This is a genomic window from Pseudomonas sp. D3-27, assembly GCF_051132165.1.
In the GTDB taxonomy this organism is placed as follows: Bacteria; Pseudomonadota; Gammaproteobacteria; order Pseudomonadales; family Pseudomonadaceae; genus Aquipseudomonas.
Genome location: NZ_CP071667.1, coordinates 4,873,163 through 4,887,798 on the forward strand (window position 1 = coordinate 4,873,163; position 14,636 = coordinate 4,887,798).

A 14,636-nucleotide genomic window follows, 5' to 3' on the forward strand; every position below is an offset into this window, starting at 1 on the left:
ATCACTGAGCTGGCTAACCTGAACCCACTTTCAGAGGAGCCGGCCATCATGCCTGCGACCCGTACCTGGTTAAAAAATCCCCTCGCCGTCTTCACGGCCAACGGCCTCGATGCCCGTGGCGGTCTCGTCCTGCAGGACGGTGCGATCGTCGAACTGCTGGGCCTCGGCCAGCAACCTCGCCAGCCCTGCGACCTAGTCTTTGACGCCCGCGATCATGTAATCCTGCCTGGGCTGATCAACACTCATCACCACTTCTATCAGACCCTCACCCGCGCCTGGGCACCGGTGGTCAACCAGCCGCTATTCCCTTGGTTGAAAACCCTCTATCCCGTATGGGCACGACTGACGCCGGAAAAACTCGCCCTGGCAAGCAAGGTGGCGCTGGCTGAACTGCTGCTCTCAGGCTGCACGACGGCGGCCGATCATCATTATCTGTTCCCGCAAGGCCTGGAAAATGCGATCGATGTGCAGGTTCAAAGCGTTCGCGAGCTGGGCATGCGCGCAATGCTGACTCGCGGCTCCATGAGCCTGGGCGAAGCCGACGGTGGCTTGCCGCCGCAACAGACCGTCCAGCAGGGCCAGGTGATTCTCGACGACAGCCAGCGATTGATTGCCCGCTATCACCAACGAGGCGATGGCGCGCGGATCCAGATTGCCTTGGCGCCGTGCTCGCCGTTTTCAGTCACGCCCGAGATCATGAGCGCCAGCGCCGAACTCGCGGAAAAACTCGACGTACGCCTGCACACGCACCTGGCCGAAACCCTCGACGAAGAAGATTTCTGCCTGCAACGCTTCGGCCTGCGCACCGTCGATTACCTGGACAGCGTCGGCTGGCTGGGCCCGCGCACCTGGCTGGCCCATGGCATTCATTTCAATCCGGACGAAATCGTCCGTCTCGGCGCCGCCGGCACCGGTATCTGTCATTGCCCCAGCTCGAACATGCGCCTGGCCTCGGGGATCTGTCCGACGCTTGAACTCACCGCCGCCGGCGCCCCGCTGGGCCTGGGGGTTGATGGCTCAGCCTCCAACGATGCCTCAAACATGATCCTGGAAGCCCGCCAAGCGCTCTACATCCAGCGCCTGCGCTACGGCGCACAAGCGATCACACCGGAACGGGTACTGGGCTGGGCGACCCGGGGTTCGGCGCAATTGCTGGGGCGCAGCGACATCGGTGAATTGGCGGTGGGCAAGCAGGCTGACCTGGCGCTATTCAAACTTGATGAGTTGCGCTTTTCCGGCAGCCACGACCCGATCTCGGCACTGCTGCTGTGCGGTGCTGATCGGGCGGATCGAGTGATGGTTGCAGGCGAGTGGCGTGTGATCGACGGACAGATCGAAGGCCTCGACCTGAAAGGGTTGATTGCCGATCACAGCCAGGCCGCGCGGGAGTTGATTGCGGCATCGTGACCCAATCAAAGGACGAATGTGGCAGCGAGTCTGCTCGCTCCCACAAGGATTCTGACAAGCTAAAGGCCCAGCAACGACAACATCACAAACGTCGCAAACAACACAAAATGGGTCATCCCCTCGATGGCGTTGGTTTCGCCATCGTTGAGGTTGATGGCGCTGACGATCAGGGTGATGAAAATCATCACCGTCTGCACCGGCGTCATCGCCATCTGGAAAGGTTGCCCGGTGTAGAGCGCCATCGCTTCCATCACCGGCACGGTCAGGATCACGGTGGACAACGACGCCCCCAGCGCGATGTTGACCACCGACTGCATGCGATTGGCCAAGGCTGCGCGCAGGGCCGTGAGGATCTCCGGCGCAGCGGAGATGGCCGCCACCAGGATTGCCGTGACCACCGGCGGCGCGCCGGAGCCCTCCAGCCCCAGGTCGATGGCTTTGGACATGACTTCTGCCAGCGCACCGATTACCACTACGCCAAACACCAATGCGCCGATGGAAAATGCCAGGCTGATGGGTTTCGGCTCGGTTTCCACGGGCTCTTTCCTGCGGCGCTTTTGCGGGTAGCTGTAGCTGAAAAAATAGCTGTGGGGTCCCACCTGCATCCGTAGGAACAAGGTATACAACACGACCATCGCGCCGATGGTGAACGCCGAATAATGTTTCCAGTTTTCCTGTGGAATGAACTCCGGCACCACCATCGACACGCCCATGGCGGTGAGAATCATCACGCTGTAGGTGCGCGCCGAGTCATCGTTATAGACCTGCTCGCCATGCTTGAGCCCCCCCATCAAAGCCGCGAGCCCGAGAATGCCGTTGATGTCGAGCATGACCGCAGAATAAATCGTGTCTCGTACCAGGGTGGGTGATGCCTCGTTACTCATCATGATCGCCAGGATCACGACTTCCACCAGCACCGCCGACAAGGTCAGGATCATGGTGCCGTAGGGATCGCCAACCTTTTCCGCCAACAGTTCCGCGTGATGAGCAACGCGCATGGACGCAGAAACAATAAAACCGATCAGCACCAACCCACTCGCCAGCGCCACGGCCTGCCCGCTGCCCAGAAACCAATGTTCAAGCGGGTAGGCGACGAAGGCGGCGAGCAGGGCCAACAACAGCAGTTTTTCTTGCTTGATCAACGAGAACATCGTGGGCCTGGCAATGGACGGGTCATGAGCTACTAGACTGTGACGGGCCGGGAACGTTTCGTGCGGATGCGGCCTGCGTAGTGGATCAGCCGGTCAGGTTTTACCAGACATCGGCGCCTACCCCTGTAGAATGCCCGCCATCGATTCGCTGATGAGAAAAAGACATGTACGACTGGCTGAACGCCTTGCCCAAGGCTGAACTGCACCTGCACCTGGAAGGCTCGCTGGAGCCCGAGTTGCTGTTTGCCCTGGCCGAACGCAACAAGATCGCCTTGCCATGGAACGACGTTGACACCCTGCGCCAGGCCTACGCCTTCAACAACCTGCAGGAATTTCTCGACCTGTACTACCAGGGCGCCGACGTGCTGCGCACCTCCCAGGATTTCTATGACCTGACCTGGGCCTACCTGCTGCGTTGCAAGGCGCAGAACGTGATCCACACCGAACCGTTCTTCGATCCCCAGACCCACACCGATCGCGGCATTCCATTCGAAGTGGTGCTCAACGGCATCGCCGCCGCCCTCAAGGACGGCGAACAGCAACTGGGCATCACCAGCGGCCTGATCCTGAGTTTCCTGCGCCACCTGAGCGAAGAACAGGCCGAGCAGACCCTCGACCAGGCGCTGCCGTTCCGTGACGCGTTCGTGGCCGTCGGCCTCGACAGCTCGGAGATGGGCCATCCACCAAGCAAATTCCAGCGGGTGTTCGACCGCGCGCGAAACGAAGGTTTCCTGACCGTCGCCCACGCTGGCGAGGAAGGTCCGCCCGAGTACATCTGGGAAGCCTTGGACCTGCTGAAGATCCAGCGCATCGACCACGGCGTTCGGGCAATCGAAGATGAACGGCTGATGCAGCGAATCATCGACGAGCAAATCCCGCTGACGGTGTGCCCGTTGTCCAACACCAAGCTCTGCGTGTTCGACGACATGTCGCAGCACAACATCCTCGATATGCTCGAACGCGGCGTGAAGGTAACGGTAAACTCCGATGACCCGGCGTATTTCGGCGGCTACGTCACCGAAAACTTCCATGCGCTGCATACGCATTTGGGCATGACTCAAGACCAGGCCAAGCGCTTGGCGCAAAACAGCCTGGATGCGCGACTGGTAAAACCTTAAGCCCGTCTCAACGCCTGTGGAAGCGAGCTTGCTCGCGATGGCGGTCGATCATTCAACATTGATGTTAGCTGACCCGGCGCTATCGCGAGCAAGCTCGCTCCCACAGGAGGCTGTGTTCAGTCAGCGACATTCGCTTCGCTCAACTCCTCCAGCGTTTTGCCCCGCGTCTCCATTCCGTACAACCAGACCACACCCGCCGCCACCGCAAAGCACAGCGCGCCCAGGGCAAACACACCGCCTTGCCCGGTGATCGGAAATACCAACCCTGTTACCAAGGGGCCAAGCAGCGAACCGATGCGTCCGACCGCCGAGGCAAAGCCCGATCCCGTGGCTCTCGCGGAGGTGGGGTAAAGCTCCGGTGTATAGGTATAAAGCACCGCCCACATGCCGAACAGGAAGAACTGCATCAACAGTCCGGTGCTTATCAGCAGGCCCACGTTGCCGCCAAACACCGCGCTCTGGCCATACAGAAATGCCATGACCCCGCCGCCCAGCAGCGTGATGATGCACACCGGCTTGCGCCCCCAACGTTCCACCAGCCAGGCCGCCATCAGGAAACCGGGGATCCCGCCCAGGGAAATCAGAACCGTGTAGTAGACCGACTGCGTCACCGCAAAACCCGATTGCTGCAACAAGGCGCTGAGCCAGGACGTCAGCCCGTAGAACCCGAGCAGGGCGAAGAACCAGACGCTCCAGATCATCACCGTGCGTTGGCGGTACAACGGTGACCAAATCTGCGCCAGGGCCGAGAAAAAGTTGCCAGGCACGGTCGCCAGCCTCGGCAGGCGAATGGGCTCGGGCAAATCGCGCGTGCCCAGCGAGGCGCGGACTTTGTCTTCGATCCGCTTGAGCACGGCATCCGCTTCATCGCCCCGGCCAGCCTGCTCCAGCCAACGCGGCGATTCGGGAATGAAAAAACGAATCACCAGGACGAAGACCGCCGGCACCGCCAATACCAGGAAAATGTCACGCCAGCCGATCACCGGCAGGAGGAAATACGACAACACGCCCGCCGCCACAAAGCCCAGCGGCCAGAAGCCGTCCATCAAGGCGATGTAGCGTCCACGGCGCTTCGCTGGAATAAGCTCCGAAAGCATCGACTGGGCGATTGGAAACTCCATGCCCATGCCGACGCCCAACAGGACACGAAACAACGTCAATGTCTCGATGTCCTGGGCGGTGGAACACAGGTAACTGGCCACCCCCCACAGTACGATGCTCCACTGGAACACCGGCTTTCGTCCAAATCGATCGGCCAACATGCCCGACAGCGAGGCGCCCACCACCATGCCAAAAAAGCTCGAGCTGGCCAGCAGCCCTGCCTGGGCCGAACTCAGGCCGAACTCGGTTTTGATCGACCCCAGCAAGAACGTCATCATGGCCAGGTCCATGGAGTCGAAGAAAAACGCCAAGGCGATGATGATGAATATGACCCGGTGATAGCCGCTGATGGGCAATCGCTCCAGTCGTTCCGCGGCACTGTAAACGTGAGTGTCCATTGCATTCCCCAATCCGAAAGAACCCCAGACCGAGTGTGCGCGAACCTCACAGGCGACTATTGCTGATAGCGACCTGCCGACAGCCCTAGAGCGCCATTTCCAAGGTGTCCTGCCTGGCGAACCGATGGATTTCCTGCTGGCCGAGGGTGGTCACCTGCAGGGCCCTCGAGTCATTTGGAAGGCTCAGCCAACCCGATTGCATGAACAACTGCAGCAACGCAGCCCCCAGCGCGCCACCCAAGTGCGGGCGCCGCTCACTCCAATCAGGGCAGGGGCAAGCAATGCGCGCGTTGCGATGAGCCAGTGCCTGGATGAACAGGCCACGCCCGGCCAACTGGTTCGCGCCCTTGTGCGTGACGATTACCCGCTGCTCAACCTGTTCAAGCCATCCGGCATCCAACAATCGCTGATACAGATCCGCCGCCAGGGTACCGCCCAGATGATCATCGCAAAGCCTGGCGCGCATCAGCGAAGCCGGTGCCGTCGGCGCCTTGGTTGGCATGAGGCCGCGTTTGAAAACTTCTGGAACCTGTCGCGGCGTGCTGGCAAGGGTTGCACTCGCCAACGCCTCGACGGCGGCACCGATCTCGGGGGCCGCCAGGCGAAAAAAACGCTTGCGGCCGCGGACTTCGACTTTCAACAGACCGCCCGTGGATAACCGCCCCAGATGGGCGTTGGCCGAAGAGGGCGAAAGCCCGGCCAGCAAAGCCAATTCATCGGCCTGTCGGGCCGTACCATCCATCAACGCCCACATCATCGCGCTACGCTTTGGGTCGGCCAGCAGCGTGGCAATCTGGCTGATGCAAGGTGCATGTTCCATGTATTCACTCCCTGTTGAATCGTCTGTCTACTGCTTTGGGGCATATTGACCCGTAAGAAGGTGCCGCCCAAAGCGGCTGACCGCCTGGAAGACCGGCATGCCCGTGCGGACTTCGCTTGCCGTCGTGCCCGTTTCAACGCTGACACAGGCGGCCGCTAGTATAAGCGTGCGGATCAAGGTTTCCTGTCCTCCAGAAACCTTTGGAGGCGATTGTGCGTGAGGGAAAAATCTCTATTTGCCCGCGACTAATGGTCATTATCAAAAAAACACTGAAAGAGCCTGTTGGTTTGGCCGCTTTTACCCCGCCCCCAAATCGCCAAACATGGGCGCCATCGTCCCTGCTCACGGAGCCGCTTCATGAAAGCCATCGCCTATTACCAATCACTGCCCATCAGCGATCCTCGCGCGCTGCAAGACGTCGAGCTGCCGGAGCCGGTTGCCGGCCCGAGAGACTTGCTGGTGGAGGTCAAGGCCATCTCGGTCAACCCCGTCGATACCAAGGTTCGGCAGAACGTGCAGCCAGAAGGCGGTGCCGGCAAGGTATTGGGCTGGGACGTGGCTGGAGTCGTCAAGGCCGTGGGCAGCGAAGTCACGCTGTTCAAGGCTGGCGACAAGGTGTTCTACGCCGGATCCATCGCCAGGGCCGGTGGCAACAGCGAAATGCATGTGGTGGATGAGCGTATCGTCGGCCACATGCCCAAGACCCTCGGTTTCGCCGAAGCCGCCGCGCTGCCGCTCACGGCGATCACCGCCTGGGAACTACTGTTCGACCGGCTGCAGATAAAAGAAGGCCAGGATGACCAGGGCCAGACCCTGCTGATTGTCGGCGCCGCCGGGGGCGTGGGTTCGATCCTGACGCAACTGGCCAGCCAGCTCACCGGCCTCAAGGTCATCGGTACCGCGTCCCGACCGCAGACAGTGGATTGGGTGCGTGACCTGGGTGCCGACCTGGTGGTCGATCACAGCCAGCCGCTGAGCGAAGTCCTCAAGCAGGCAGGCCAGGCTCAAGTGACTCACGTGGCCAGCCTGACCCAGACCGACCAGCACCTGGATCAATTGGTCGAAGCCTTGGCGCCCCAAGGCAAGCTGGCCCTCATCGACGACCCGAAATCCCTGGACGTGACCAAGCTCAAGCGCAAGAGCCTGTCCTTGCATTGGGAGTTCATGTACACCCGTTCCCTGTTCGAGACAGCCGACATGCTTGAACAGCACAAGCTGCTCAATCGCGTGGCGGGATTGATCGACGCCGGCACCTTGAAAACAACGGTGGGCGAACATTTTGGCGTGATCAATGCAGAGAACCTGCGCCGAGCCCACGCATTGCTTGAAAGTGGGAAGGCCAAGGGTAAGATCGTGCTTGAAGGATTCTGATGCCGGGCAGTCGCCCGTGGCGAGGGAGCTTGCTCCCTCGCCACATAAGCCTGCACCGTCAGTCCGACAATTGACCGTTGTCACAACTGCGCTCGCAATCGGGTCTACACTCGAGGCCTTTGCAACGCAATCTTTTACACGAGGAGGTCAGCAATGAAGATCCTGATAAAAGAGGTGGCAAAATCTCAATGGCAAGTGCGCCTTGACCAGCATGTCGTGACCTTTCGCTCCGAAGCCGAAGCCCAGGCTTTCGCGAACACCCTGCAAGCGCGCATTCGAGCGCCCCATCACTTTCCCGAACATCAGCAGCGCGCGGCCGGTTGAATCAGCTTCGCTGACTCGCCTGGGCAAGCGCCAAAGCGTTTTGCAGACGACGGGTCAGCATTGCCGCGCCGACCACCAACAATCCACAAAGGCTGATGACGATCGCCATCGGCACCGCCGTGCCGTCATGTAGCGCTGCCACCAACGCGGCGGCACCCGCAGCGACGGAAAACTGCAGGCATCCCAACATGGCCGAGGCGCTCCCCGCCCGGGCACCCTGCCCGTTCATGGCGCAAGCCGACGCATTGGGGATGATGCAACCCAGACTGGCGATGCAGATAAAGAGCGGGATCAACAACGGCCACAACCGCTCCGGCTGGAAGGCGCTGATGGCCAACAAACTCAGCCCGGCAATCCAATAGACCCAGACCGCGCGGGCCAGCAGGAAGGCCGGACCGCGTTTGGACAACAGCCTGGCATTGACTTGCGCCACCAGGATGAAGCCCGCCGCGTTGGTACCAAACAGCCAGCCGAAGTGCTCAGCGGGCACGCCATAGAGCTTGATGAAAACGAACGGCGAACCGGCGATGTAGGCAAACATCCCGGCAATCGCGATGCCGCCTGTCAAGGCATGACCAAGGAAAACAGAGTCCTTGAGAAGGCGACCGTATTGGCGCAACGCCCCGGACAACGGTTGCCGTGGCACATACTCAGGCAGGCTTTCCGGCAACCACAAGGCAACCGCCGTCGCCGCAAGCGCACTGAACAACGTCAACCCAATGAAAATGGATTGCCAACCGTAAACGTTCACCAGCAGGCCGCCGAGCATCGGCGCCAGGATCGGCGCCAGGCCCATTACCAGCATCAACTGCGAAAACACCTTGGCCGAGCCCACTGCGTCGCATTTGTCGCTGACCACCGCCCGGGAAATCACCATTCCCGCGCATCCGCCCAAGGCCTGCACGAAGCGGGCGCCGATCAGCCATTCGAGGCTTGGCGCGTAGGCGCAGGCCAGGGATGCCACGGTGAACAAGCCGACCCCCGCCAGCAGCGGGATACGCCGTCCGAAGCGATCCGCCACCGGCCCGTAGGCCAGTTGGCCGAGGGACAGCCCGAGGAAATAAGCCGCCAGGGTCAGTTGGATATGTTTTTCATCGGTGCCAAAAGCGATTGCCATCGCCGGGAACGCCGGCAGATAAAAATCGATCGCCAAGGGACCGAAAGCGCTCAAGGCGCCAAGAATCAGAATGGTACGGAGGTTCATCAGGCGTCCAGATCAGCGTCAGTCGGCAGCCCGACAGTTTAGCCGGGCTGAGCGCTCTTGAACATTCCGATAGGTCGCTAACGATTAAGAATCTCAGGCGGGACTGGCTTCGTAGCCCTCCTCCCTTATCGCATCGATCACCGTCTTCTGCGGCAACGTGCTTTGGACCTGGACGGTCCCAGCCCCCAGATCCACTTGCACCCGCGCGGTTGGATCCTGAGCCTGCACAGCCTGGGTAACGGCCTTTACGCAATGACCGCAAGACATTCCTCGAACATTGAAGATTTGCATGAAATGACTCCTTGGGATTGGAATTGACCACAGTTTCAAGCTTGCCATCATGGCAAGGTCAAGTTTTGGCAAAAACTGCCGGGCTGGCAATCGGCGTCCTGCTCGGCCAAGCTGCACCTATCAGGATTTCATACCGGAGGTTCAGCCATGCGCTGGTCAGCGTTCAGCCTGTTTTGCATGCTCGGTCTTTCAGCAGTGGCCCCCCAGGCATCGGCTGTTGGCGAAGATTATGGTGTGCTGATCATTTCTCGTGAGCGCCTGGAAGTGCCGACCAGTTGCGAAATCGGCATCTACATCGAGGATCAGCTCTCGGCCAGGCTATTCCAAGAGCAAAGCACCTCCTTCAATCTGCCGCCCGGTCGGTTTTCCTTGCGCCTGAAACTGCTGCCTGGCCAGGCCGCGGGTTGCGCCCCGGGCATGCTCGCTCCGGGATCGCAGGACATCACGCTCAAGGCCGGCGACATTCTGAAATACCGAATCGCAGCGAATGGGGAAGGCATGTACCTCAAGCAGGCTGACCTCGGATACTGACGTTGCCCCTAACATGGGGGAGCGAACTTGCTCCCACAGTGCAACGTGCAAGCTTTTGCATTGGCGCTTGACCTTGCCAACATGGCAAGGTTGATCCTGTGGTCGTCCACTACAGGGAGCCTGCCCCATGCCTGAACCCACTATTTTCGATCTGCCGATCTGCGGCATGACCTGCGCCAGCTGCGCCGGGCGAGTCGAGCGAGCGTTGCGCAAGGTGACCGGTGCCAGTGCCGTCAGCGTCAACCTGGCGACGGAACAGGCGCGGGTCCAGGCGCCAGAAGGAAGCCTGCCCGCCTTGATGGAGGCAGTCGAACAAGCAGGTTACGGCGTTCCCGTGCAGACCCTGGAATTGAGCATCGAAGGCATGACCTGCGCCTCTTGCGTTGCACGGGTCGAGCGAGCATTGAGCAAAGTCGCCGGCGTGCATCGCGCCAGCGTGAACTTGGCCAATGAGCGGGCTCACCTCGAATTGCTGGGCCAGATCGACCCGCAAACGCTCCTCGAAGCGGTCAAGCGCGCCGGCTATGACGCCAGTGTCTGGCAGGTGGAACAACCGCGAAAAAACCAGGGCGATCGACTGAACCGCGAGCGGCTGGCACTGATACTGGCAATTCTGCTGTCCCTGCCCTTGGTATTGCCGATGATGTTGCAGCCCTTCGGCGTGAGCTGGATGCTGCCAGCCTGGCTGCAGTTCGCGTTGGCGACGCCCGTCCAATTCATCTTCGGTGCACGTTTCTACGTCGCGGCTTTTAAAGCTGTCCGCGCCGGGGCCGGGAATATGGACCTATTGGTCGCCCTGGGCACCAGCGCCGGTTATGGCCTGAGTCTCTACGAATGGGCGATTGCCCAGCCCGGGAGCATGCCGCACTTGTACTTCGAGGCCTCGGCCGTGGTGATTGCCCTGGTATTGCTCGGCAAATATTTGGAAAGCCGTGCCAAACGACAAACCGCCAGCGCCATCCGCGCCCTCGAAGCCCTGCGACCGGAGCGGGCTGTTCAGGTGATCGACGGCGAGGAACGGGATGTTGCCATCAACGCGCTGCGCTTGAATGACTGGGTGTTGGTCAAGCCTGGCGAGCGATTCCCGGTGGACGGCGAAGTGATCGAAGGCCAGAGCCATGCCGACGAGGCACTGATCAGTGGCGAAAGCCTGCCCGTGCCCAAGCAACCCGGTGACAAGGTCACCGGTGGCGCGATCAATGGCGAAGGTCGTTTGCTGGTGCGCACCCAGGCCCTTGGCGCAGAGACGGTCCTGGCGCGCATCATTCGCCTTGTGGAAGACGCCCAGGCGGCCAAGGCCCCCATCCAGAAGCTGGTGGACAGAGTCAGCCAGGTCTTCGTGCCGGTTGTGTTGCTTTTGGCCCTTGCGACATTGGCGGGCTGGTGGCTCTACGGAGCGCCGCTGGAGACAGCACTGATCAACGCCGTCGCCGTGCTGGTGATCGCCTGCCCCTGTGCCCTGGGCCTGGCGACGCCGACAGCGATCATGGCCGGCACCGGCGTCGCCGCGCGCCACGGCATCTTGATCAAAGACGCCGAGGCGCTGGAGCGCGCCCATGACGTGGACACAGTGGTGTTCGACAAAACCGGAACCTTGACGTCCGGCGCGCCGCGCATTGATCACTTGGCGGCGCTCGAAGGTGAAGAAAATGCGCTGCTGACAATGGCCGGCGCCCTGCAACGGGGCAGCGAGCATCCGCTGGCCAAAGCAGTGCTGGACGCCTGCGCCGAGCGCGGCTTGAACGTACCGGACATCAGCGATAGCCAGTCGCTTACCGGGCGCGGCATCGCCGGCAGCCTCGACGGGCGCCGACTGGCGCTGGGCAATCGGCGTTTGCTGGAAGAGCTCGGTCCAGACCCCGACTCGCTGGCCGAGGCGGCGCAGGCCTGGGAAACCGAAGGTCGGACGTTGTCCTGGCTGATCGATCAAGGCTCGATACCTCGCGTCCTCGGCCTGTTTGCCTTCGGCGACACACTCAAGCCGGGCGCCTTGGCGGCGGTGGAGGCCTTGAACCAGCGTCATATCACCATCCATCTGCTCACCGGCGATAACCGAGGCAGCGCTCGGGTTGTGGCCCAGGCGCTGGGAATCAACAACGTCCACGCCGAAGTATTGCCGGCCGACAAATCCGCCATCGTCGAGCGACTGAGGGGCCATTCGGTGGTGGCGATGGTTGGCGACGGCATCAATGACGCCCCGGCCCTGGCCGCAGCCGACATTGGCATCGCCATGGGCGGCGGCACCGACGTGGCGATGCACGCCGCCGGCATCACGCTGATGCGCGGCGACCCTCGCCTGGTGCCGGCGGCGCTGGATATCAGCCGCAAGACCTACGCAAAGATCCGCCAGAACCTGTTCTGGGCCTTCGTCTATAACCTGGTCGGGATTCCCCTGGCCGCGTTCGGCCTGCTCAACCCGGTGCTGGCCGGCGCGGCCATGGCGCTGTCGAGCGTCAGCGTGGTCAGCAATGCATTGCTGTTGAAGTTCTGGACACCCGCAGATCTGGAGGACAAGCGATGAACATCGGCCAAGCGGCCCGCCAGAGTGGGCTTAGCGCGAAGATGATCCGGTATTACGAATCCATTGGCTTGCTCAAGGCGGCCCATCGCACGGACAGCGGCTACCGGATCTACGGCACCGATGATTTGCACACGTTGGCTTTCATCAAGCGCTCTCGGGACCTGGGGTTTTCCCTGGAAGAAGTCGGCAAACTGTTGACGCTGTGGCAGGACCGCCAACGTGCCAGTGCCGACGTGAAGACCCTGGCCAAGCAACACATCGATGAACTGAACCAGAAAATCCGTGAACTCGCGGAGCTGCGCGATACCCTCCAAGACTTGGTGGAGCACTGCCAGGGCGATCACCGGCCCGACTGCCCGATCCTCAAGGAGCTGGAATCGGGGTGTTGCAAGAAGTGATGCCCGATACCGAACACAAATAAAAAACCCGGCCTGGGCCGGGTTTCTGGGACAACCGATCACTGCATCCAAGGCGGAGGCGGCTCCTCGGTCTTGCCTGGCGGCGCATCGTCGGCGGCGCGCACAGCCTGGCGTCGTTCTTCGTCCAGGCGCGCGGCCTCGATCTCGCGCATGATCCCGCCAACATCCGCCAGCTCTTCGGGCTCGTCGAACTCACCGGTCAACACACTGCCCGGGTGCAACGTGCCGGCTTCATAAAGCGCCCACATTTCCTTGGCGTACCGGGTGCGTTTCAGCTCCGGAGCGAAACGGCCGAAGTAGGACGCCATGTTGCCGACATCCCGCTCCAACATGCTGAAGGCGTGGTTGTTGCCAGCGGCGTCCACCGCTTGCGGCAGATCGATGATGACCGGGCCTGTCGGCGTGAGCAGCACGTTGAACTCCGACAGGTCGCCGTGCACCAGGCCGGTACACAGCATCAGTACGATCTGAGAAATCAGATAGGCGTGATATTCGCGTGCCTGGTCCGGCTCCAGCACGACATCGTTCAGGCGTGGCGCGGCATCGCCATACTCGTCGGCCACCAGTTCCATCAGCAGCACGCCTTCAAGGAAGTCGTACGGCTTGGGCACTCGCACACCGGCGTTGGCCAACCGGAACAACGCAGCCACTTCGGCGTTCTGCCAAGCGTCTTCAGTTTCCTTGCGCCCGAACTTCGAACCTTTTGCCATGGCGCGGGCCTGACGACTGTTACGGACCTTGCGACCTTCCTGGTATTCGGCCGCCTGGCGAAAACTTCGCTTGTTCGCCTCCTTGTAGACCTTGGCGCAACGCAGCTCATTGCCGCAGCGCACCACATAAACAGCTGCTTCTTTGCCACTCATGAGTGGGCGCAGCACCTCGTCGACCAGACCGTCCTCGATCAGGGGTTCAATGCGTTTTGGAGTCTTCATCAGCTTTTATTCTGGGTCCTTTATTACCAAACACGCGAATGACAGGTCGTTATACGGCAATCCTCCCTTCACGGGGAGGGGTTCCGACCTATGAACCCTGAATGCACACACTGTGCCGGATCAGATCAACCGCGCAAGATCATAGCCGAGACCCGGCCCGTCGCAGGTCATTGGATAAGCAAGTATTTGCGACAAGAACTGACAAGGGCTCAATGCGTGAACAGTTCGCCCGGGGTGAAACCGAACAATCCCTTGAATGCCGCGATGAAAGCGGACGTCGACTCATACCCGCAAGACAGCGCCGCGCTGGTCACACTGTCGCCTTTCTCCAGCGATCCCAAGGAGGACAACAGCCGCATGCGTTGGCGCCACGCGCGAAAGTTGAGGCCGGTTTCACGTAGAAACAAACGGGTCAGGGTCTTTTCCGATGTGCCCAGTCGCTCGGCCCAGGCTTGCAGGGTGACGCAGGATTCGGGCTGTTCGATCAACTCGTTGCACAGCTCCAGCAGGCGGGCATGCCGTGGCAGCGGCAGGGAAAAACCCACTTCCGGCAATGCCGCCAACTGGTCCAGCAGCACTTGCACCAGCCGCGCCTCCTGGGTATCGCCTTGCGGGTAGGCGGCGGGAAATTGGCAGAAGACCTTGATCAGCTCTCGCGCCAAGGGCGTGACCTCCAGCACCCGGCAACGCCCATCGCCCCACGGGCAAGCCTGGCGATGCACATAAAGGCTGCGCATTTCCGCACGGGTGGATGTCACGACGTGATGTTCGAGGTCGGCCGGGATCCAGATGCCCCGTTGCGGCGGCGCGAAGAAACTGCCCTCGGCGGTATGAACGCCGAGCACACCGCTGATGGCATAGGAAAACTGCACCCAATCGTGTCGATGCACCTGGGTCCATGAACCCGCATCCAGGCTTTCGACCCGAGCATAAAGTGGCCGAGGCAGTTCCGTCAGATCGGGAATGCGCCGTTCAAGCTGCTGCTGTCCGTTAGTCGGCATTGATTGGCCTTATATCGCAAGACGACTGTTCAGGCCGACGTTAGGCT

14 protein-coding genes are annotated in these 14,636 nt (G+C 61.2%); 7 read left to right on the top strand and 7 right to left on the bottom strand.

Going from position 1 to position 14,636, the window contains the following annotated elements:
* Positions 1 to 48: 48 nt before the first annotated feature.
* Positions 49 to 1,407 carry an 8-oxoguanine deaminase gene (locus tag J3P92_RS22000; protein ID WP_434649041.1) on the top strand — a complete coding sequence of 453 codons (1,359 nt, stop codon included), beginning with the start codon at positions 49 to 51 and terminating at the stop codon, positions 1,405 to 1,407.
* Between the two features lie 59 nt (positions 1,408 to 1,466).
* Here the strand turns inward: J3P92_RS22000 and J3P92_RS22005 are convergent, their stop codons facing one another.
* The gene (locus J3P92_RS22005; protein WP_420766305.1) at positions 1,467 to 2,558 is read right to left on the bottom strand and encodes a calcium:proton antiporter; all 1,092 of its coding nucleotides are present in this window, start codon (positions 2,556 to 2,558) and stop codon (positions 1,467 to 1,469) included.
* 164 nt (positions 2,559 to 2,722) lie between these two features.
* On the opposite strand from J3P92_RS22005, the gene J3P92_RS22010 reads away from it, so the two are divergent.
* Positions 2,723 to 3,676, top strand: a complete 954-nt coding sequence (locus J3P92_RS22010; RefSeq protein WP_420766304.1) for an adenosine deaminase — start codon at positions 2,723 to 2,725, stop codon at positions 3,674 to 3,676.
* A gap of 116 nt (positions 3,677 to 3,792) precedes the next feature.
* Here J3P92_RS22010 and J3P92_RS22015 read toward each other — a convergent pair whose 3' ends face one another.
* Both J3P92_RS22015 and J3P92_RS22020 read right to left on the bottom strand, forming a co-directional pair.
* Positions 3,793 to 5,175 carry an MFS transporter gene (locus tag J3P92_RS22015; RefSeq protein WP_434649043.1) on the bottom strand — a complete coding sequence of 461 codons (1,383 nt, stop codon included), beginning with the start codon at positions 5,173 to 5,175 and terminating at the stop codon, positions 3,793 to 3,795.
* A gap of 85 nt (positions 5,176 to 5,260) precedes the next feature.
* The gene (locus J3P92_RS22020) at positions 5,261 to 5,995 is read right to left on the bottom strand and encodes an ArsR/SmtB family transcription factor (RefSeq protein WP_420766302.1); all 735 of its coding nucleotides are present in this window, start codon (positions 5,993 to 5,995) and stop codon (positions 5,261 to 5,263) included.
* A gap of 357 nt (positions 5,996 to 6,352) precedes the next feature.
* Between J3P92_RS22020 and J3P92_RS22025 the strand changes: the two genes are divergently transcribed.
* Both J3P92_RS22025 and J3P92_RS22030 read left to right on the top strand, forming a co-directional pair.
* Complete coding sequence (locus J3P92_RS22025) at positions 6,353 to 7,366, top strand: zinc-binding alcohol dehydrogenase family protein (protein WP_434649045.1); 1,014 nt, start codon at positions 6,353 to 6,355, stop codon at positions 7,364 to 7,366.
* Between the two features lie 153 nt (positions 7,367 to 7,519).
* Positions 7,520 to 7,690 carry a hypothetical protein gene (locus J3P92_RS22030; protein WP_420766300.1) on the top strand — a complete coding sequence of 57 codons (171 nt, stop codon included), beginning with the start codon at positions 7,520 to 7,522 and terminating at the stop codon, positions 7,688 to 7,690.
* A gap of 1 nt (position 7,691) precedes the next feature.
* Here J3P92_RS22030 and J3P92_RS22035 read toward each other — a convergent pair whose 3' ends face one another.
* Positions 7,692 to 8,894 carry a multidrug effflux MFS transporter gene (locus J3P92_RS22035; RefSeq protein WP_434649047.1) on the bottom strand — a complete coding sequence of 401 codons (1,203 nt, stop codon included), beginning with the start codon at positions 8,892 to 8,894 and terminating at the stop codon, positions 7,692 to 7,694.
* A gap of 93 nt (positions 8,895 to 8,987) precedes the next feature.
* Positions 8,988 to 9,185: a heavy-metal-associated domain-containing protein gene (locus J3P92_RS22040; protein WP_434649049.1), complete on the bottom strand. Its 198-nt coding sequence runs from the start codon at positions 9,183 to 9,185 to the stop codon at positions 8,988 to 8,990.
* Between the two features lie 147 nt (positions 9,186 to 9,332).
* Here J3P92_RS22040 and J3P92_RS22045 point away from each other — a divergent pair, with 147 nt between their 5' ends.
* The 3 genes from J3P92_RS22045 to cueR all read left to right on the top strand — a co-directional run bounded on the left by J3P92_RS22045 (position 9,333) and on the right by cueR (position 12,635).
* A complete protein-coding gene (locus J3P92_RS22045; protein WP_434560831.1) occupies positions 9,333 to 9,716 on the top strand; it encodes a hypothetical protein in 384 nt (127 codons plus the stop codon).
* Positions 9,717 to 9,843: 127 nt separating this feature from the next.
* The gene (locus J3P92_RS22050; protein WP_434649051.1) at positions 9,844 to 12,237 is read left to right on the top strand and encodes a heavy metal translocating P-type ATPase; all 2,394 of its coding nucleotides are present in this window, start codon (positions 9,844 to 9,846) and stop codon (positions 12,235 to 12,237) included.
* On the top strand, positions 12,234 to 12,635 hold the full coding sequence (gene cueR, locus J3P92_RS22055; RefSeq protein ID WP_434649053.1) for a Cu(I)-responsive transcriptional regulator: 402 nt from the start codon (positions 12,234 to 12,236) through the stop codon (positions 12,633 to 12,635). The genes J3P92_RS22050 and cueR overlap by 4 nt, the downstream gene beginning before the upstream one ends.
* A gap of 59 nt (positions 12,636 to 12,694) precedes the next feature.
* Here the strand turns inward: cueR and J3P92_RS22060 are convergent, their stop codons facing one another.
* Positions 12,695 to 13,588, bottom strand: coding sequence for a PA4780 family RIO1-like protein kinase (locus J3P92_RS22060; RefSeq protein ID WP_039593547.1), 894 nt, complete (start codon positions 13,586 to 13,588; stop codon positions 12,695 to 12,697).
* Between the two features lie 209 nt (positions 13,589 to 13,797).
* On the bottom strand, positions 13,798 to 14,589 hold the full coding sequence (locus J3P92_RS22065; RefSeq protein ID WP_434607943.1) for an AraC family transcriptional regulator: 792 nt from the start codon (positions 14,587 to 14,589) through the stop codon (positions 13,798 to 13,800).
* Positions 14,590 to 14,636: the final 47 nt, after the last annotated feature.